Origin of the sequence: Kitasatospora sp. NPDC048286 (genome assembly GCF_043201735.1) — a bacterium.
GTDB lineage: Bacteria > Actinomycetota > Actinomycetes > Streptomycetales > Streptomycetaceae > Kitasatospora.
Genome location: NZ_JBICZE010000005.1, coordinates 532,169 through 552,514 on the forward strand (window position 1 = coordinate 532,169; position 20,346 = coordinate 552,514).

Below are 20,346 nucleotides of genomic sequence, written 5' to 3' on the forward strand. Positions count from 1 at the left end.
CCTACTCCCCGTCCGGCTCGAGACCCTCGGCCGCGCGCACCCCGTCCCGGTAACCGCGCGCGGCCGACCGCAGCGCCGCGTCCACGTCCACCCCGGCGTCATGGGCCCGCTGCACCACCGCGAGCAGCAGCCGGCCCGCCGAGTCGGCGGTCAGCTCGGCGGGCAGCTCGTACGGCTCGTCCGGCATCCCGGTGAACCCGGACCGGCGCACCCGGGACACCAGCTTCGCCGCGTACGCCAGCGCGGGCAGCCCGGACGGCACGCCGTCCAGCACCGACTCGCGGTCCGCCTTCTCCGCCGCCTTCAGCTGCTCCCAGTTCGCCTCCGCCTCGGTGGCGCCCTCGACCTCGACGTTCCCGAACACGTGCGGGTGCCGGTACATCAGCTTCTCGACGATGTCCCCGGCCACGTCGTCGACGGTGAACGGGTCGGTCGGGTGCTCCTCGGCGATCCGGGAGTGGAAGAACACCTGGAACAGGACGTCGCCCAGCTCCTCGCGCAGCGTCTGCCGCTCCCCGTCCTCGATCGCCTCGACCAGCTCGTACGCCTCCTCGACCAGGTACTTCACCAGGGTCTCGTGCGTCTGCTCGGCGTCCCAGGGGCAACCGCCCGGGGAGCGCAGCCGGTCCATCACCGTCACCAGGTCCAGCAGCCGCGACCCCGGCAGGTCGTACGAGCCGGGCAGCACCTCGATCTCGGGCACCTCGCCGGCCCGCTCCACCGCGAGCCGCGCCAACGCGTCGGTCAGCCCCGGGTCCCCGTCCGGGCCGCCCAGCCACACCGTCGGCCCGCCCCCGGCCGGCTGCCCGGTCAGCAGCCGCGCCAACGCGGGCGCCGACCCGACCGGCACGACCTCCACGCCCACCCCGGCCTGCCGCACCGCCGCCACCTGCGGATGCCCCTCGTCCCCCACCAACACCCGCCCCGCCGACCGCAACGCCTCCCACGCCGGCCACGCCAGCAGCCCGGGAGCCACCCGGTGGGTGGTGGTCAGCAGGATCAACTTCGCGCCCGGAACATTCGTCGTCACACCCCGAACCTACCTCCGCCCCCAGCCACGCCCCCACCAGCGCAGAACGCCGAACCCGCCGACTTCCCACGCCCTCGCTCCCGCCCGGCCAGTCCCGCCGCGACACGAGAAGTCGGCCCGACCGACTTCCCACTCCACTCCGCCCCGGGCCAACGCCTCGACCAGACCCGCGCCCGCACAGGAAGTCGAGCCCGCCGACTTCCCACTCCCAGGCGCCACCCCGCTCCTCCACAAGCCACCCGCACGAAAAGTCGGCCCGGCCGACTTCCTGATCCGAGATGGCGGCGTCCTCCGCCGGGGCGGTGGAGAGCGGCTGTGGCACGGCGTTCGGCAAACGGGCCGGCAGGTGGCAGCGTCCCGGGATGCGTGGAGGCCCCAGGGGGCTGGAGGTGTTGATGGTGATCAGAAGAGGCGCGGGGCCAACGTCCCGAGGCCGGCACGGTGTGCCCGTGCCGAAGGCTCCGAACCGGCACGCACACGTCGTGCCAGCCGGAAGGGGCGCGGGGCCAACGTCCCGGAGGGCGACGCGGAAGGCCACACCACCACGCCGGGGGCACCCGTGCCGGAGGTTCCGGGGCGGCGGGGTGGGTCAGCGGGGGGTCGGGGGCCAGGGGGTGGAGGTGGGGGTGAGGGTGGAGAGGGACTGGCGGAGGCGGCGGACGGTGGGGTGGTGGGGGCCGTCGCGGCGTTCGCGGTCGAGGAGGAGGGGGAGCAGCCACTGCCAGGCGTTCTGGGGGTCTCCGGTGGCGGCGAGGTGGAGGCCGATGCGTTCGCGGAGGTCGTAGCTGCGCTCGGGGTCGGTGTCGAGGCCGGATTCGAGGCGGGCGGTGTGGGCGGTGAGGAGGGCCTGGTACTCGGCGAGGGCTTCGGGTCCGTGGCCGAGCCGGTCGAGGCAGATCGCGGCGCGGTAGCGGTGGTCGAGGCCCTGGGGGCCGTGCGGGCCGCCGTCGGCGGTGGCGGCGAGGCGGCGGTATTCGGGGAGGGCCTGCTGGGGGTGGCCCTCGTGCAGGAGGGTGCGGGCGTAGATGGTGCGGATGGTGCGCACCAGGGGCGTGGCGTCGCCTAGTTCGGCCTCGGCCCGGGGCAGCAGGCGGGCGGCGAGGCCGAGCACCTCGGTGTGGCGGCCGGCGTCGACCAGGTCGGAGAGCCGGGCGCATTCGGCGCCGAGGTCCGGGCCCGCGGGGGCGGGGGGCGGTGTCGGCGGGGCGGGCGGCATGAGGAAGGGCCGCGGCTCGGAGCGGACGGTCGGCGCCGGGGTGGCCGCCGCGGCCGGCGGCTGTGGCTGGTGCGGGTACCGGAAGGGGCGGGCCGGGTCCGGCAGCGGGGTGTGGCGGGGCTGCGGGGTGCCGTCGGCCGGGGGCAGCAGCGGGAGCAGCCGCGTGTGGACGGTCCAGGCGTCGGCGGGGCGGTCGGCGGGCTGCTTGGCGAGCAGGTCGAGCACCAGTTGTTCCAACGGCTGCGGCACCTCGGGGCGCAACTGCCGTAGCGGGACGGGTGGTTCGTCGACGTGCCGGCGCAGGACGCCGAGCGCGGTGGGGGCCCGGAACGGCTCCTCGCCGGCGAGCATCTCGTGCAGCAGGCAGCCGAGCGCGTAGAGGTCGCTGCGCGGGTCGGTGGTGGCGGCGAGGGCCTGTTCGGGGGCCATGTAGGAGGGGCTGCCGACGGGCACGCCGGTGAGGGTGAGCCGGGTGGTCTCGGTGTCGAGGGCGGTGGCGATGCCGAGGTCGAGCAGGACGGTGCGGCCGTCCTCGCGGACCATGACGTTGCTCGGCTTGAGGTCGCGGTGGACCACCGGGATGGCGTGGACGGCGGCCAGCGCGGCGCACAGCTGCGCGGCGACGGCCGCGGCGCGCTCGATCGGGAAGGGCGCGTCCTCGGCGATGAGGTCGGCCAGGCTGACCCCGGGGATGCGCTGCATGACGAGGTAGAGCTCGCCCTCGTCCTCGCCCGCGTCGAAGACGGTGACCAGCCCGGGGTGGTCGAGTGCGGCGGTGACCCGGCACTCGCGCAGGAAGCGGCGGCGCAACTCGTCGCCGTGGCCGGCCCGTTCGCCGCCGGTGCCGGTCCCGCCGGGGAGCAGGTGCTCGGGGCGGAGCAGCTTGACCGCGACCGGGCGGAGCAGCCGTTCGTCCTGGCCGGCCCAGACCTGGCCCATGCCGCCGTGGCCGATCTTCTCGGTGAGCCGGTAGCGGCCGGCGATCAGCCGGGTGGCGGTCACGGCCGATCCTCGCGGGCCTGGCGGCGCAGCAACTCGCCCAGCTCGCGCAGGTCGTGGGCGGTCTCGGGGGCCTGCGCCGAGGGGGCCTGCACCGAGGGGGCCTGCACCGCGGGAGCCTGCACGGAGGGGGTCTGCACCAAGCGGGGCGCGACCGAGGGGCCGGGGGCCGCCGGCGCGGGCACCCCGTACCCGGGCACGGTCGCCGCGTACGGCGAAACGGCCTGCGGCACGGCGTACGGCGCGGCCTGCGGCGCGGGCGGCCCGGCCAGCCAGACCACGCGGCTGTCCATCACCAGGAAGTGCGCCGTCGGCAGGAGCCACAGCACGGCCAGTGTGATCTGGCCGGTGGTGTCGGCGGTGGGGTTCTTCAGGCTGCCCGCGACCCCGGCGGAGACGACCATGGCGAGCAACAGCGCGCAGAACACCGCCGCACCGGCGATGTCGTACGCCCGCCGGCGCCGGACCGCCAGCAGCAGCGAGGGGACGGCCCCGAGCAGGCCGAAGGTGAGCAGCGGGGCCAGCGCGCACAGGACGCGCGCGAGCACCCCGAACCGCCCCGGAATCGGAGCCTGCCCGACCACCGGCGCCGGCGCGGGAAGCGGCCCCTGCCCCGGCCCGTACGGCGTGCCGCCGGGCGGCGGTCCGAACTGCCCGGGATGGTGCCCTGACATGCGCGCTCCTGAGCTGGTGAGGACCGGCACCGAGGGCGGTGCGGACGGCTGCGCCCACCGTACCGCCCGGCCCGGTCGCTCCGGAGGGCTTCCGTCCGCCCGCTGCCGCATCGGTACCGCGCCGGTACCACGCCGCTACTGAGCCGGGGTCACCTCCGCGGCGCCCGCCGTGGACCGCCCTCAGTCCGGCGGCAGCAGCGTGCCGGTCGCCAGGGCGTCGGTGGCGGCCTGGGCGAGGCCGCGGCCGAGCGCGGCGGCCTGGGCGAGGGCGGTGTCGAAGGCGGCGAGGCGGGCGAAGGCGGCGCCGAGGCGCTGCTGCGCGGGGAGCGGGAGGCGGGGCAGTTCGACCCGGCGGATGTCGAGGCGGGCGGTGGTGGTGGCGTGGCTGGCGGCGCGCCGGGTGCCGGCGGTGGAGCGGAACTGGCCGGCCAGGAACTCGGGGTCGAGGGCGGCCGGATCGGGCCGCAGGAGGTGGAGTTGGCGGCCGAGGGCGGCGCCGACCAGCGGGCCCTCGGCGGGGACGACCCGGGCGGTGCCGCCGCCGAGGGCGGGGACCAGGACGTCGCCGGGGCGGGTGCGGACGTCCCCGGCCGGGCCGGGGCCGGCGGTCAGGACGGCGCTGGGCGCGGCACCGGTGGCGAGGTCCTGGTCGGTGACGACGGGGGTGCCGCCCGACCCCGACCCGGCCGACCCCGAGCCGCCCGCTCCCGAGCCGGCCGGCCGGGTGGCGGTGCCGATGCCGGTGGCGGTGCCGGAGGAGTACACCTCCAGCGCGCCGCCGCGGACCAGTTCGCCGATGGTGACCAGCCCTGCGGGAGCGGCGCCGGACGCCCCGTCGGGCGCGGTGCCCGGCCGCGGCAGCAGCGTGGTCGGGTCGGGCAGGCCGGCCAGCAGTTCGGCCAGCCGGCCGCCGAGGTGGGAGAGTTCGGCCGCGCCGCCGAGCGGTGCGGCCGGCGGGACGTGCCGGGCCGGGGAGAGGTCGGTCTCGTCGTCGAGCAGGTCGATGGCGGCCACGGCCCGGTGGACGCCGGGGCGGTCGGCGGGGACCGGCAGGCCCTCGCGCGCGGCGAGGTCGAAGCCGCGCCAGGCGTCCAGGACGGTGCGGCGCAGCTCGGGCCAGTCGACCCTGTCCCGGCCCCCCTCGGCGGCCGGCGCCCCGGCGGTCCCGACCGCGGCGGTGGGTGCCGCCCCGGCGTCGAGCATCAGCACCTGGCGGAAGTCGCTCCCCGGCCGGGGAGCGCGCAGCACCCACAGGTGCAGCGGGACGCCGTACGGCGGGGCGGCGCCGGCGGGCAGCGCGATGACGGCGCGCAGCGCGCCGGAGCGGAGCAGTTCGGCCCGGATCCGGCGGCCGGCCCGGCGGGCGGCGACGGTCGGCGGGAGCAGCAGCGCGGCGAGGCCGCCGGGGCGGGTGTGGGCGAGGCAGTGCAGCACCCAGGCCAGTTCGGACTCGCCGCGCGGCGGGACGAGCCCGCCGGGCCAGCGGGTGTCGAACTGCAGCTCGTCGTGGCCCCAGTCGCGTTCGTTGTACGGAGGCTGGCAGAGCACGGCCTCGAAGGTGTCGCCGGGAAAGCCGTCGGCGCGCAGGGCGTCGCCGGCCCGCAGGTCGAGCGGGAGCGGGCCGGGCTCGTCGGCGGGGGTGTGCAGGGCGATCCGGAGCCGGGCGAGGGCGGCGGTGACCGGGTCGGCGTCCTGACCGTAGCGGCCGGTGGTCGGCGGGTGGGCGAGCAGGACGGAGCCGAGGCCGACGGCCGGGTCGAGCACGGTGGCGGGGACCCCGGCGACGGCGGCGAGCAGTTCGGCGGCCTCCGGCGGGGTGGGGCTGAGCTGCCGGGTGTTGGCCTCGGCGTACCGGGTGAGCAGCTGCTCGTACGCGCCGACCGGGCCGGCCTGGGCGGCGAGTTCGGCGAGCAGCCGGGCGAGGTCCAGCTGGGTGCTGCCGAGCAGGCCCGGGAGGCCGAGGGTGCGGGCGCCGTCGGGGCCGAAGGCGTGCACGGCGGCGCCGGCGACGGCCCGGGGCAGCGCGAGGGCGCGCCGGGTGTCCGGCCGGTCGGCGAGCTCGGCCCACTGTCCGGGCTCGCGGTGCAGCAGCAGGAGCAGGGCGCCCGCCTCGACCAGCGGGGCGGCGGGGTGGCCGGCCGGGTCGCGGAGGGTGTCGACGAGCTGCCAGACCCGCTCCAGCAGCGGGAGTTCGGCGATCTTGCCCTGGGCGCGCAGCCAGGACTCGACCTCGGCGAGCGCGAAGGCCGGGCTGGCGTCGGTGCCGCCGACCGGGCGGGGGAAGTCGGGGTGGCGGCGGCGCCAGTTGCTGACCGCGGCCCGGCCGACGCCGGCGAGCCGAGCGATCTCGGCGGCGGTCACTTCGGGACGGTCCGGCACGGGGGCTCCTTCGGTGGCGCGGGCGGGCAGGGGGTGTGACCGCACAGCATAGCGATGCGGATCTCCGTCTCCGTTCACGTGTGAACAGAGATCTTTCGTGAAATCCCGTTGACATGGTTCACGCTCCAGTGGTGTGATCTCTCCGTCGCCACCGGACGGGGGCGACACCAGGAAGACCACCGACCACCGGGAGAACAGCCATGTCCGCCACCGCCCGCCGCGTCACCACCCGCCGCACCGCCGCCCTGCTGCTGGGCGCCGCGCTGGTCACCCTCACCGCGACCGCCTGCGACTCGACCGGTGGCGCCTCCGTCTCGACCGAGGCGAAGCCGACCGCGGCCGCCGGCGCCGGCACCAAGGCCGCCGACAGCGCCAAGGCCCCCGCCAAGCTCGGCGACACCATCGCGCTCAAGGGCATGGACAAGGGCAACACCGCCGACGTCACCGCGGTGAAGGTGGTCGACCCGGCCGAGAGCGCCAGCGAGTACCTCAAGCCGGCCGAGGGCAAGCACTACGTCGCGGTGCAGTTCCAGATCAAGGCCACCGGTGCCCAGGCGTACGGCGAGGTCCCCGCCAGCAGCGCCAAGGTCGTGGACGCCCAGGGCCAGGCGTACGGCCCGAACCTCGAGGAGACCAAGGCCGGCCCCGCCTTCCAGACCCCCACCAACATCGCTCCCGGCGAGACGGGCAAGGGCTTCGTCACCTTCGAGGTCCCGGACGGCACCAAGCTCGACAAGGTCCAGTTCGCCCTGGACAACGGCTTCTCCAACCAGGCCGGCCAGTGGAAGCTCGGCTGACCTCCCGCCGCACCCCCGTGCGTACGGAACGGCGGCCCCGGGCCGAAACCCGAGACCGCCGCGATCCGGCTGTGAACCCGGCGGGGGCCGGCCGTGAACCGGCCGGGAACCGCCGAGCGGCAGACGCTACTTCTTCGCCCCCGCCAGGTCGTCGAACATGGCCGACAGGAACTCGCTGCACCAGCCCAGCAGTTCCCGCCCGACCAGCGGCTTGCCGCCGATCCGCCCGGTGCTCGGGCGCGGCACCAGCAGCTGCTGGGCCGCCGCCTTCACCTGGCTGCGCGGGTAGAGCCGGTTCAGCCGCAGCTGCTGGGACTCCCGCAGCTCCACCGGCCCGAAGCGGACGTTGGAGCCCTGGAGGGTGATGTCCGCGATCCCGCACCGCCGGGCGTACAGCCGCAGCGCCGCGACCAGCAGCAGGTTCTCCACCGGCTCGGGCAGCTTGCCGTAGCGGTCCACCAGCTCGTCCCGGACCTGCTGGATGTCCTCCTCCGAGTTGACGGCGGCGATCGAGCGGTACGCCTGAAGCCGCAGCCGCTCGCCGGGCGCGTAGTCGTGCGGCACGTGGGCGTCGACGGGCAGCTCGATCTTCACCTCGAGCGGCTCCTCCTCCGGCTCCCCGCCGCCCGCCAGCGACTCGCGGAACTCCGCCACCGCCTCGCCGACCATCCGCATGTAGAGGTCGAAGCCGACACCCGCGATGTGCCCGGACTGCTCGCCGCCGAGCAGGTTGCCCGCGCCGCGGATCTCCAGGTCCTTCATCGCGACGTACATGCCGGCGCCCATCTCGGTGTGCTGGGCGATGGTGGCCAGCCGCTCGTGCGCGGTCTCGGTGAGCGGCTTCTCCGGCGGGTACAGCATGTACGCGTAGCCGCGCTCGCGCCCTCGCCCGACCCGGCCGCGCAGCTGGTGCAGCTGGGAGAGGCCGAAGGTGTCGCCGCGTTCCACGATCAGGGTGTTGGCGTTGGAGATGTCGATGCCGGACTCCACGATCGTGGTCGACACCAGGACGTCGAACTCCTTCTCCCAGAAGTCGACGACGACCTTCTCCAGCTGGGTCTCCCCCATCTGCCCGTGCGCGGTGGCGATCCGCGCCTCGGGCACCAGGTCCTTCAGCCGGGCGGCCGCCTTGTCGATCGACTCCACCCGGTTGTGGATGTAGAACACCTGGCCCTCGCGCAGGAGTTCACGCCGGATCGCGGCCGAGATCTGCTTCTCGTCGTACGGTCCGACGAAGGTCAGCACTGGGTGCCGCTCCTCCGGCGGGGTGGTGATGGTGGACATCTCGCGGATGCCGGTGACGGCCATCTCCAGGGTGCGCGGGATCGGCGTCGCGGACATGGTGAGCACGTCCACGTTGGCGCGCAGCTTCTTCAGCTGCTCCTTGTGCTCGACGCCGAACCGCTGCTCCTCGTCGACGATGACCAGGCCGAGGTCCTTGAACCTGGTCTCGGAGGAGAACAGCCGGTGGGTGCCGATCACGACGTCCACCGAGCCCTCGAACAGCCCCTCCAGCACGGCCTTGGCCTCGGTGTCGGTCTGGAAGCGGGACAGCGCCTTCACCGTCACCGGGAAGTTGGCGTAGCGCTCGGCGAAGGTCGAGAAGTGCTGCTGCACCAGCAGCGTGGTCGGCACCAGGACGGCCACCTGCTTGCCGTCCTGCACGGCCTTGAAGGCGGCCCGCACCGCGATCTCGGTCTTGCCGTAGCCGACGTCGCCGCAGATCAGCCGGTCCATCGGGACGGACTTCTCCATGTCCGACTTGACCTCGGCGATGGTGGTCAGCTGGTCCGGCGTCTCCGCGTACGGGAAGGCGTCCTCCAGCTCGCGCTGCCACGGGGTGTCCGGGCCGAAGGTGTGGCCGGGGGCGGCCATCCGTGCCGAGTACAGCTTGATCAGGTCGGCGGCGATCTCCTTGACGGCCTTCTTGGCCCGCTGCTTGGTCTTCGCCCAGTCCGCGCCGCCGAGCCGGTGCAGCGTCGGGGCCTCGCCGCCGACATACTTGGTGACCTGGTCCAGCTGGTCGGTCGGCACGAACAGCCGGTCACCGGGGTGGCCGCGCTTGGCCGGGGCGTACTCCAGCACCAGGTACTCGCGGGTGGCGCCCTGGACGGTGCGCTGCACCATCTCGACGTACTTGCCGACGCCGTGCGCCTCGTGGACGACGTAGTCGCCGGCCACCAGCGCCAGCGGGTCGATCGCGTTGCGGCGGCGCGAGGGCATCCGGCGCATGTCCTTGGTGGAGGACTTCTGCCCGGACAGGTCGGTCTCGGTGATGACCGTGAGCTTGAGGTTCTCGTCCACGAAGCCGTGCTCGATCGAGCCGCAGGAGACGTGGACGACGTCCCGGGTGGGCGCCTCGGTGAGGTCGGCGACCAGACGGGCCGGGATGCCCTCGTTGCCCAGCACCTCGGCGAGCCGGGAGGCCGGGCCGTGGCCCTCGGTCACCATGACGACCCGCCAGTCGGCGGCCAGCCGCTCCTTGGCGTCGGCGATCGCCCGGGCGGTGTCACCCCGGTAGGCCTCCACGGCGTGCATGCCGAGGGTCAGCGTGTTGGCGTCGAACTCCAGGATGCCGTCGACGGAGGACTGGCTCGTCGCGAACGGGCTGACGGACCACCAGGGCAGCCCGATCTCGTCGGCGTGCTCGCGCACCTCGGCGAGCGAGCGCAGCGAGGCGGCGGAGACGTCGATGGCCTCCAGGTCGATCGGCCGGTCCCCGCCGGCCGCGGCCGCGACCCAGGAGGCGTGCAGGAACTCCTGGCTGGTCGCGACCAGGTCGGCGGCCCGGGTGCGGACCCGCTCCGGGTCGCAGACCACGGCGACGGAGCCGAGCGGCAGCACGTCCAGCAGCAGCTCCATGTCGTCGACCAGCACCGGCGCCAGCGACTCCATGCCCTCGACCGCGATGCCCTCGGCGATCTTGTCCAGGATCTCGGCCAGCCCGGGGTGCTCGGCGGACAGCTCGGCGGCCCGGGCCCGCACCTCGTCGGTGAGCAGCAGCTCGCGACAGGGCGGCGCCCACAGGCCGTGCTCGGCGATCTCCAGCGAGCGCTGGTCGGCGACCTTGAAGTACCGGACCTCCTCGACCTCGTCGCCCCAGAACTCCACCCGCAGCGGGTGCTCCTCGGTGGGCGGGAAGACGTCCAGGATGCCGCCGCGGACGGCGAACTCGCCGCGCTTCTCGACCAGTTCGACGCGCGCGTAGGCGGCGGCGGAGAGCCGGCGGGCCACCTCCTCCAGGTCGTACGACCCACCGCGCCGGACGGCCACCGGCTCCAGCTCGGCCAGCCCCTTGACCTGCGGCTGGAGCACCGAACGGACCGGGGCGACGATCACCCGCACCGGCCCGGCCGCCGGGTCGTCGGCCCGCGGGTGGACGATCCGGCGCAGTACGGCCAGCCGGCGCCCGACGGTGTCCGAGCGGGGCGACAGCCGCTCGTGCGGCAGCGTCTCCCAGGCCGGGAACTCGGCGACGGCGTCGGCGGGCAGCAGCGAGCGCAGTGAGGCCGCGAGGTCCTCGGCCTCACGGCCGGTCGCGGTGACGGCGAGCACCGGGCGGCCCCGCTCCCCGGCGGACTGCCCGGCGAGCGCGCGGGCCAGCGCGGCGATGGCGAACGGCCGGGCGGCGGGCGGCCCGACCAGGTCCAGGTGGCGGCGTCCGCCGGCCGCGGCTCCGGGGGCGGTGGCCGCCTCGATCGCCTCGGCGAGCGCCGCGTCCCGCGCGACGACATCGAGCAGTCCGGTCAGGCTCATCTGGGGTCTCTTCTTCGTCCCGTGGCTGGTGCCGCCCCGGGGCGGTCGAAGGCCCGCCGGGGCAACGCGAACGGCCCGGCGCGCCGAGCGGCCGGGGGTCTCCAGCCTACGCCGCGGCACGGACAGGCACGCGGTCCACGACGTCGGCGGGGCCGGAACGGGATCGGCGCGGGGCTCGACCGGGGCCACAACCGGAGTCGGAGCACCGGGCAGCAGCCCCCCCCCCCCCGCTGTTTTTGTCAGGGGCACGTCCGGGAACGAACGACTGGACGGAACACCGGACCGGCCGGTGGACGAACCAACCCGGAGTACCACCGAACCGAGCACGGCTATCCGCCACGAACTGGACATACTCCTGTCACTGGCCGTCCATGGAGATCGCGCACCATGGTGAACGTGCCCGCCGCACCCAACCGTGGGGGATGGCTGTGGGGGCACTGTCGCACCCCCGATGGGGGTCGGAGGTGCGAGGCCGGGCGGCCCTGGGTGGGGGCGCCCGCCCAAGCGCCGGGAACCGTGGCGCCCTTTCCTGGAGGGCGCCACGGGTCTCGGCCTCTTTCGCTCCCGGGGCCTACCCGGTCGGCCGCCGCCCTATCCCGAAGCCCGGCCCGTTTTCTCGGCCCCGCTTCCCCGCCCCGCTTCCTTCGTCCGCGTTTCCTCAGCCCGTTCCGGCAGGCCCGTTCGGCGGGCGCTTTCGTCGGGCCCGTTCCGGCGGGCCCGGCCGCGTCGAGTACGGCGAAGGCCCCGGCCTCCCCCAGGGGGAAGCGGCCGGGGCCTTCGCGACGACGTACGGTCGGCGGCCGTTCAGCGGCGGCGGTAGCTCACCGTGTTGGGGGTCGCGTAGCCGCTGCCGTCGTCCACGATGATGATCTTCGGCACGATCCGGGTCTCGTCCTCCGTCCGCCCCTCGGCGGCCTTCCCGGCAGCGGCGGCGTCGGAGGCCACCGTCTCCCCGTCGGGCGGCGAGGCCGGCTTCGGGGGCACCGGGCCGGTCGCCACGGGCCCGCCGATGGCCCTGGTCGCGCTGCTGCCGACCACCGGCGTCCGCAGCACGGGCGCCGGCTTCTCCGGGGCGGAGCCCTTGGCTCCGGCCGGAGCCGCGGCGGCCAGGGCCTTGCGCAGGTTCGCCACCGGGATCTCCCCGGTGTCCGCCTCCGAGTCCACCGGCGCGGTGTCGGCGACGGCGTCCTCGACCGCGTCCCGCGGAGCGGGGGCCGTGGGGGCCGTGAGGGTCTCGGCGGACTCCTCGGCGGGCTCCTCTGCGGACTCCTCGGCGGCCTGCTCGGCCGAGCCCTCCGCGGCCCGGGCCGCCGCGACGGCCGCGGCCGCCATCTCGGGCTCGATCTGGCCGACCGCCGCCCCGGTGAGCGAGGCCAGCGTGGCCTTGATGTGGTCCAGGTGCTGCTGCACCGTCTCCAGCCGGGTGTCGAACTCGCGCTGCTCGCGCTCGCTCGCCGCGTTGACCTCCTCGGCCTCCCGGCGGGCCTGCTCGATCAGCTGGTCGGCCTTGGCCTGGGCGTCCGTCTCCAGCTGCTTGATCCGGTTCAGCACGGTCTCCCGCTGCTGCTCCGCCTCCTTGACCCGGCGCTCGGCCGTCGTCGAGACCTCGGCGTCCTCGCCGTCGGCCTTGGCCTGGGCCGCGGCGAAGGTCTCGTCGGCCTTGCGGCGCCGGGTGGCCAGCTCGGCCTCGGCCTGTTCGCTGGCCTCGGCGGCGGCCACCCGCACCTTGGCGGCGTACGCGGTGGCGGCGTCCCGGATGGAGCGGCTCTCCCGGTCGGCGTCGGACCGGATGCCCTCGGCCTCGGCCCGGGTCCGCTCCTCGGTGCGGCGGGCGGCCGCGTCGGAGGCGGTACGGGTCGTGGCGCTGTACTCCCTGGCGGCGCGGTCGGCCGCCTGCCCGGCCTCGTAGACCTCGTCCCGGAGGTCCTCGGAGAAGCGCTCGGCCTTCTCCCGGACGGCGCGCGCCTCGTTCTCGGCCATCGCGGCGAGTCCGGCGGCCTGCTCGCTGAGCACCTGGTAGTCGGGCTCCGGGGCCTCCTCGGCGGTCCGGCGGATGTCGGCCAGCCGGGCCTCCATCTGCCGGATGCCGGCGCCCAGGACACTCAGCCGCTCCCACGCCTCGTCGCGCTGCGCGGTGAGCGCGGCCAGGGCTCGGTCGACCTGCTCGGGCGCGTAGCCCTTGCGGGCCTGGGTGAAGCCGTACTGGGGGACGGCGTCGCTCATGGGCTCTTCCCCTCGTTTCGCGGGCTGCGGAGCCCATGATCGGACGGAACGGTCGGATCCGGAACCGGTTGGGAGCCCGGGGCCGGAATCCGCCGTCCTACGGACCGGATTGCGTCGAGGACGGGACGAATAGACCCATCCTCTTGACCTATTTTGCGCAGATCCGGGCGAAACCCCAACGAGGCACGGCTGCGACGGCATGCCGGAGGGGCCGTCCCGGACGCCGGAACGACCCCTCCCCACCTGCGAGGATCGGCGACGGACCGCTACAGCAGGCCGTCCCAGAACTGCTCCAGCAGCACGGCCCACCAGGTGTCCGCGTTCTGCAGGGCCGCCGGGTCGATCGCGGCGAGCTGGGCCTGGAAGTCGGTCGTCCAGCGACCGGCCTGGTCCGGCGTCAGCCCGTACCGCAGCCGCCACATCCGGCCCAGCAGGGCCATCGAGCGGACGAACTCCGGTACACCGCTGTTGACGAACCGGGGCGGCTGGCCGGTTCCATCGATGTCCACCGCCACCACGTGCGCGGTGCCGTACTGGACGCACAGCTGGCGGCCGTAGTCGTTGCCCAGCACCAGGTAGCCGCCGAAGTCCGGGCCCGCGGCGAGACCGCGCTCGGCGGCCAGCTCGGCGAGCGTCGGGATCGGGCGGCCCTCCTGCGCCTGCGCCCAGAAGAACGGCCCGAAGTCGCGCGGCAGCCCGGCCCACATCAGGGTCTGGGACACCGGCTCGGGCACGCCCTGGCGGGAGACGGCGCGCTGCTCGTAGCGGAACAGGTTCTGCCCGAACGCGGCGCCGATCTCCTGGGCGAGCTGCTGCGGCGGGAGCGGCGGCAGCGCCTGGACCGTCCCCGGCGCGGACGCCGGCACCCGGAACGGGCGGACCCGCTGGGCGCCGGAGGCCAGCTGGTGCAGCTCGTCCAGGTGGTCGAGCAGCTCGGACATCCCGGCCTGCCGGGAGGCGTGGTCGCGGCCGTACGGGGCGGTGTGGGTGAGCCGGACGTTCGGCCAGGACGCGGCGATCATGCGGTTGCAGTAGCCGCCCGGCAGGTCGCAGGACTCCAGCTCGGTGTACAGCTCCAGCACCTGCTCCGGCGGCACGTTGAGCCGGCGCAGGTCCTGGAGGATCTTCCACTCCGGGTGCGGGGTGCCGGGCTCGCTGCGGTGCAGCAGCTTCTGCTCCGAGCCGTCCGGGCCCCGGTAGCTGAGCGCGGCGAAGTACCCCGGGCCGACCGCGGGCACGCCCGGGGGCACCGGCGCGGGCTGCGGCGAGCCGGGCACCGCCGCCGGCGGGACGAGCCCGGCGGCGCCGCCCGCGTTCGGGTAGCCGTAGCCGGCCGCGGGCGCGACGGGGGCCGCCGGGCCGCCGGGCGGCGGCGGGACGGCGGGGCCGCCGGACGGCGGGGTGCCCGGGTCCGCCGGGCCGGCCACCAGCGCCGGGTCGATCGCGCTCGCCAGCTGGGTCGCCTCGTACGCCGTCCCGGACGCGGCCGGGCCGGCGGCCGACGCGGTCGGCGGGGCCTCGCCACCGCGCAGGCCCGCCGGGGGCGGGGGCGGGGGGGCGGTGGCGGCGCCACGGCCGCCGGGGCTGGCGACGGGCGTGCCGGAACCCGGGGTGTGCTTCAGCCCGGCGGGCGGGGGCGGCGGCGGGCCCGAACCCGCGTTGCGCCCCAGCCCGGCGGGAGCTCCGCCCGCGGCGGGAGGACCGGCGGGGCCACCGCGCAGCGCGGCCGGCGGGGGCGGCGGCGGGGCGGAGCCCGCGCCCCGGCCGAGCCCGGCCTGCGGCACGCCGCCCTCCGGGGCGCCCGGGGCCGGAACGCCGGGGATCGGGGCACCGGGGGCCGGGGCGCCCGGCAGACCGGCGAGACCGGGCAGACCGCCGGGCGGGGCCAGCATCGTCGGCGCGTGCTCCACCTGCGGACCGCCGGCGGGCGGGGCGGCCGGAGCGCCCGGCAGGCCCATCAGCCCCGGCATGGCGTCCGGCGAGGCGAGCAGCGTGGGCGCCGGCTCGGCGGCCGGGGCGGGCACCGGGGCCGGCGGGGCGACGGGCGGCTGCTCCGCGGCGGCCGGGGCCGGCGCGGACGGCGGGACCGGGGGCATGCCGTAGCCGCCGCCCGTCGGCGGCATCAGCATGGTCGCGGCCTCGGCACCCGCCGGCGCGGCGGGCTCGGGCAGATCCGAGCCGGTGGTCCGCAGCCCCTCGGGCATCAGCATGGTCGCGGCCTCGGCCCCAGCCGGCGGGCCCGGCACCACGGGTGCGACGGGCGGGACGGGCGTCGCGGGCGCGGCGGGCGCGGCGGGCGGGACGGGCGTCGCGGGCGCGGCGGGCACATCAGGCGCGACCGGTACGGCGGCCTGCGGCACCGGCACCGGTGCCGGCTGCGGTACGACGGCCGGCTCGTCCTGCCCCGGCGGCGGCGCCAGCATGGTCGGCGCGTCCCCGGCGGGCCGGTCGGAGACCGGCGGCTCGGTCAGCACGGCCGGCGTCGGCTGCACGGGCTGCGCGGCCGGCACGGGCTGCGGCGCCGGAGTCGTCGCCCCCTCGACGGGCTCGGCAGCCGCGGCCGCGGCCGGAGCCGTCCCGAGCCGCTCCGCCTCCGCCGCGATCGCCGCGGCCCCCGCCTCCTGGAGCCACTGCGGCGGGCTGAGCAGGAAGGAGGTCGCCTCCACCGGCCCGGGCGCGGGCTTCGCCGCCCCCGCCGGGTTGGCCGCCACCGGCCGCCCGTAGACCTCCTCGTACTGCCGCACCACCTCGTTGACGGGCAGCGCGGGCCACAGCGTGCTGGCGCCCGAGTCCCGGGCGATCACCAGCCGCGCCTCCCCCGAGCCGCCGCCCGCACCGCCCGTGCCCTCGGCCGGGCCCGCGGGCGCCACGGCCCAGCAGACGAAGCCCAGGTCGAACTCCCGGACCCGTACCTCGCGCTGCCGCGTGTGCGGCACCCCGCCGTTGATCCACTCCTCGGCGAGCTCCTGTGCCTGCGCGTACGTCACCACGCCCGGTTCACCCCTGTCCGCATCCTCTTCGTCCCCCGTTCCACCGCGAACACCGCGGCCACCGACACCACCGCGACCACCGCGACCACGCGCCTCAGCCCACCGGGACGGCGCGGGCGAACCCGCCGTCCACCATCAGCGCCGCGACCGTCTCCAGCTCCGGCGGGCTGCCCGCCAGCCGCAGCAGGAAGGCGTCGAAGTCCTCGCCGCAGGGCAGCAGCAGCCGGGCGCAGCGGTCCTCCGGGGCCTCCGGGGCGCCGGTGTCGCGGGCGTCGTCGTACAGGTGGAACCAGACCGAGCCGGCCCGCTCGCCGCGCACCTTGAGCGCGACCAGGCCGCCCTGCGCGTAGGCGATGCCCAGGTAGTCCTTGGTGAGGTGGTCGCGCAGGCACTTGTTGGCGTACACGATGTCCTGGGTGCCGTACTCCTCGGTGAGCGTCAGGAACGGCTGGTCGAGCAGCAGTCCGAGCTCGGTGTCCAGCCCCACGCCGACCGGGGCGCGGCCGCCGCCCAGCTTGAGGAAGGTGCGGTAGGCGTCGGGCAGCCGGTAGCCGAGGCGGTCCTCGGCGCGCTGCACCAGGTCCTCGGGGACGCCGATCGGGTCCCCGCCGTCCCCGGCCAGCGAGAAGTGCACAGGCCGGCGCTCCTGCAGCGGGCGGGTGCCGCGGCGGGTGTGGTCGGCGCCGGACGTGGCCAGGCCGCCGTGGTGCCGCAGCAGCGCCTTGACCTCGACCGGGACGAGCTCCATCCGCCGCCAGCCGGGGGCGGCCCGGCCGACCGCGTGGTGCCAGGTCCAGCCGGGCGGGGTGGCGACGGCGGTCGGGAGGTCGGCCCAGAGCGGGTGGCCCTGGGTGTAGAGCGCGGCGTTGGCCGAGACGTAGTCGGTCAGCCGCAGTTCGTCCACGCCGAAGCCCTCCGGCGGGTCGGCCACCTCGGCCGCCGCGGCGGCGTACGGGCCGAAGTCCGGGAAGCCGTACTCGTCCACCCTGACCCCGGCGGGGTGCCGCTCCGCGCGGACCGGGTCCGGGAACTGCACCACCTGACCTGCGTACGCCGCGTTCGGTGCGGCGGCGACGCCGGGCCGACCTGTCGTCATCTGGGAGCCCCCACTGGCTGCTGCAAAATACGGTGCCTGCTGGGCACCAGCCTAGGGCCTGCCCTCAACCCCCCGGCTGCCAGGCGGACGACGGGCTCGGCGCACCTCCCGGACCCACCGCCGTCACCACCGCCCGCCCGGCGACCGGGAACGTCCTCTCGCGGTGGCCGAGGTGACGGAACGCGGGCTGCCGGTGGACCGGCGCCGGGCAGTGCGCCCCGGCCCGGATCCCGGCGGCCCCAACGTCCGGCGCGGGCACCGGAGTCGACCCGTCGGCGGGCACCGGCCCCCGGGCGGTCGGCCGCGTCCCCTCCGGCTCGCGGCCGGAACGGTACCGGCCGCGGGCCTGGCCCGGAGGCGGTTTCGGTACATCGACGGACAAGTCGTGACGGACCGGTGAGCGTTCGACAGCATCGGGTACGGCGGCGGCCGGGCCGTCGCGGCACCGGCCTGCGCCGCACCCCGGATGTGCGGTTGTCGGTGTCGTTTGACAGGCTTGCCCCGGACCGGCCCGGCCACCGCGGCCGACGTCGGGATGACGAGGAGGAGGACGACGGATGACCACCGGTGAGCCGGCGGGCCCGCCCGTGCTGCGCCACCACCGCGACAGCCTGCTGCCCGCCGTCGCCGCCGCGCTGTCGCTCAAGGGCGGCGAGGTGCACACCCTGGCGGGCGACAAGGACCCGCGCCGCCCGGTGCTGCACCACCTGGTCGCCGAGTTCCTGGACACCCTGCCGGCCGAGGCCCGCGAGCGGTTCACCGGCCGCTGCCCGGAGGCCGTCCTGCTCTCCCAGTACCTGACCGCCGTCGACGGCAGGCGCTCCAAGCGCGCCGCCCGCAAGCCGATGACGCTGCACGAGGCCCGCAAGGCGCTCAAGGGCTCCCGGATGACGACCGTGCGCATCCGCGAGGAGGACGACCCGGCGCACGGCAGCCACGCGCCGCCGTGCCGCTCCTGCGCCCCGATGCTGGAGCACTTCACCGTGCGCAGCGTCGCCGTCGGCCCGCCCGCGCACTGACCGGCCGAGCGGCCGGCACGTCCCCGTCCCCCAGCCCTGGAGCCCGCCCTGAACCCGCCCATCCCGCCCGCACCGGCCACCCTCTCCCCCGCCGGCACGCGGACCCGGCCCCGCTTCCCCGCCGACGTCGCCGCCGAGCTCAAGGCGGCCGGCTGGCACCCCGGCCGCTGGCAGATCCGGCAGGCCGAGGAGTGGGCCGACACCCTGGTCGGACACGGCGCGCCCACCGGCGTACGGCACGCGGTGTTCCCGGCGGCGGTGGAGGCCTGGGCCGAGTTCGGCGGCCTCGCCTTCGACCTGTCCGGCCCGGGCCGCCAGCTGGCCCGCACCCCGTTCCTGATCGACCCGCTGTGCGGTCTGCACCAGCCGCGCACCCTGCTCGACCTCGGCCGGGCGCTGGGGACTCAGCTGGCCCCGCTCGGCGAGGAGGCGTACGGGCAGGCACTGCTGGCCGTCGACGAGGAGGGCCGGGTCTACAGCCTGGACCACACCGGCGAGTGGTTCCTCGGCCACGGCATCGACCAGGCGATCTCCACGCTGGTCCTGGGCACCGCCCCGGAGCTGCTGCGCACCGCCGACGCGTACTGACGGACCCGGAGGAGCCCCGAGGACCGCCCGGACCGCCCGGACCGCCCGCTCAACGCAGCCGCTCAGCGCAGCCGCTCGGCCCGCACCGCCAACCGGGACGGCAGCACCGCCTCGATCCGGAACCCGCCGTCCGCCTCCGGCCCGGAGGAGAAGGTGCCGCCCAGCGCGATCACCCGTTCCCGCATCCCGACCAGCCCGTTGCCCCCGCTGGGCAGCTTCGCCGCGCCCCTCTCCCCGCCCGGGCAGGCGTTCACCACGGCCACCCGCACCCCGTTCGGCGCGTACGAGAGCAGCACCGACACCTGGGCGCCGCCCGCGTGCTTGTGGGCGTTGGTCAGGCCCTCCTGGACGACCCGGTAGGCGGTCTGCTCGGCCTCGCCGGTGAACTCCTGCCGGCTGCCGCTGACCGTCAGCGTCACCGCCATCCCGGCCGCCCTGGACTGGTCGACCAGCCGCGGCAGTCCGGCCAGCGAGTCCGGCTCCGGCTGCCGCTCGTCGTCCATCCGCAGCACCCCGAGGATCTCCCGTAGCTCGTTCAGCGCCTGCCGGCCGACCTCGCCCATCAGCTTGGCGCTCTGCGCGGCCTTCTCCGGGTCCTTGACGACGATCCGCTCCAGCGCCCCGGAGTGCACCACCATCAGCGACACCCGGTGCGCCACCACGTCGTGCATCTCCCGGGCGATCCGGGTGCGCTCCTCCAGGCGGGCCCGGCGGGCGCGTTCCTGCGCCTGTTCGGCGAGCAGGTCCAGCTCGGTCTCCAGGCCGTGCGCGCGGTCCTTGAGCGACTCGATCAGCCGCCGCCGCGCGCCGACGTACAGTCCGGTCACCACCGGGGCGACGGTCAGCCCGACCGACACCAGCAGCGACAGCAGGATCTGGCCCCACAGCGGCGGCGGATCCACCGGCGCGTCGCCGGGCGTCATCAGCGACACCGCCATCACGGCGGCCGCCTCGGCGAAGGCCAGCGCGGACAGCGCCACCACCCGGCGGCGACGCGAGGGCCACTCCCAGGTCGAGGCCAGCGTGTACAGCGCCACCACCAGCAGCACGACGCCCAGCATCCCGGGCATCACCAGCAGCGTCACCAGCACCGGGACGGCCGGCCAGCGCCGGCGCACCACCAGCGAGCCGCCGGCCAGCGTGCCGAGCACGGCTATCCCGACCGCTCCCGCGGTGCTGACGTGGATCCGGGCGGAGAGGAAGGCGGTCGTGCTGACCGCGCACTCCACCGCGGCGAGCATCGCCAGCCCGATGTCCAGGAAAGCGCTGCGCGGCCGCTTCCACCACCAGAACGACCGGACCGGCACGCGCTCCCCAGGCGACTTGCTCATGCCCCACAGAGTAAGCGGCAACCTCCTCCCCTCCCCACCGGGATTGCCCGTCACACTCCACCAACCCGCCAAGTGGTCCAGACCACAGGTGGTTTTCGGCAGCGCTGTCCGCCATCCGGCCACCTCGCGGACAGCATCCGCCCCGACACCTATGCTGGGTCGCGTCGGACAGCGCGGTCCGCACGCGTCACGCCGGCCACACGCGTGTGGCCTGTGACGATGAGCCGTTGCCGAACCCCCACCACCAC

At 76.0% G+C, this 20,346-nt stretch carries 12 protein-coding genes; 3 read left to right on the top strand and 9 right to left on the bottom strand.

What is annotated here, in order from left to right:
• Position 1 precedes the first annotated feature (1 nt).
• The 4 genes from ACGF13_RS14920 to ACGF13_RS14935 form a co-directional block, all read right to left on the bottom strand.
• Positions 2-1,030, bottom strand: coding sequence for a MazG family protein (locus tag ACGF13_RS14920; RefSeq protein ID WP_392873919.1), 1,029 nt, complete (start codon positions 1,028-1,030; stop codon positions 2-4).
• Positions 1,031-1,619: 589 nt separating this feature from the next.
• Entirely contained in the window at positions 1,620-3,248 is a 1,629-nt protein-coding gene (locus ACGF13_RS14925) for a protein kinase (protein WP_392873922.1), read from the bottom strand.
• Positions 3,245-3,919 carry a hypothetical protein gene (locus ACGF13_RS14930; RefSeq protein ID WP_392873925.1) on the bottom strand — a complete coding sequence of 225 codons (675 nt, stop codon included), beginning with the start codon at positions 3,917-3,919 and terminating at the stop codon, positions 3,245-3,247. Before ACGF13_RS14930 ends, ACGF13_RS14925 begins: the two co-directional genes overlap by 4 nt.
• A 180-nt stretch (positions 3,920-4,099) precedes the next feature.
• Positions 4,100-6,298: an N-6 DNA methylase gene (locus ACGF13_RS14935; protein ID WP_392873928.1), complete on the bottom strand. Its 2,199-nt coding sequence runs from the start codon at positions 6,296-6,298 to the stop codon at positions 4,100-4,102.
• A 200-nt stretch (positions 6,299-6,498) separates the two neighbouring features.
• Between ACGF13_RS14935 and ACGF13_RS14940 the strand changes: the two genes are divergently transcribed.
• Entirely contained in the window at positions 6,499-7,095 is a 597-nt protein-coding gene (locus ACGF13_RS14940) for a DUF4352 domain-containing protein (RefSeq protein ID WP_392873931.1), read from the top strand.
• Positions 7,096-7,221: 126 nt separating this feature from the next.
• Here ACGF13_RS14940 and mfd read toward each other — a convergent pair whose 3' ends face one another.
• The 4 genes from mfd to ACGF13_RS14960 all read right to left on the bottom strand — a co-directional run bounded on the left by mfd (position 7,222) and on the right by ACGF13_RS14960 (position 17,160).
• Positions 7,222-10,851 carry a transcription-repair coupling factor gene (gene mfd, locus ACGF13_RS14945; protein WP_392873933.1) on the bottom strand — a complete coding sequence of 1,210 codons (3,630 nt, stop codon included), beginning with the start codon at positions 10,849-10,851 and terminating at the stop codon, positions 7,222-7,224.
• 804 nt (positions 10,852-11,655) lie between these two features.
• Positions 11,656-13,074, bottom strand: a complete 1,419-nt coding sequence (locus ACGF13_RS14950) for a hypothetical protein (RefSeq protein WP_392873935.1) — start codon at positions 13,072-13,074, stop codon at positions 11,656-11,658.
• 266 nt (positions 13,075-13,340) lie between these two features.
• A complete protein-coding gene (locus ACGF13_RS14955; RefSeq protein WP_392873937.1) occupies positions 13,341-16,064 on the bottom strand; it encodes an SUKH-4 family immunity protein in 2,724 nt (907 codons plus the stop codon).
• Between the two features lie 94 nt (positions 16,065-16,158).
• Positions 16,159-17,160, bottom strand: a complete 1,002-nt coding sequence (locus tag ACGF13_RS14960) for an SMI1/KNR4 family protein (RefSeq protein WP_392873939.1) — start codon at positions 17,158-17,160, stop codon at positions 16,159-16,161.
• 557 nt (positions 17,161-17,717) lie between these two features.
• Between ACGF13_RS14960 and ACGF13_RS14965 the strand changes: the two genes are divergently transcribed.
• Positions 17,718-18,179: a YwqJ-related putative deaminase gene (locus ACGF13_RS14965; protein WP_392873942.1), complete on the top strand. Its 462-nt coding sequence runs from the start codon at positions 17,718-17,720 to the stop codon at positions 18,177-18,179.
• A gap of 60 nt (positions 18,180-18,239) precedes the next feature.
• A complete protein-coding gene (locus tag ACGF13_RS14970; RefSeq protein ID WP_392874277.1) occupies positions 18,240-18,767 on the top strand; it encodes an SUKH-3 domain-containing protein in 528 nt (175 codons plus the stop codon).
• Between the two features lie 62 nt (positions 18,768-18,829).
• Here ACGF13_RS14970 and ACGF13_RS14975 read toward each other — a convergent pair whose 3' ends face one another.
• On the bottom strand, positions 18,830-20,098 hold the full coding sequence (locus tag ACGF13_RS14975) for a sensor histidine kinase (protein ID WP_392873945.1): 1,269 nt from the start codon (positions 20,096-20,098) through the stop codon (positions 18,830-18,832).
• Positions 20,099-20,346 lie beyond the last annotated feature (248 nt).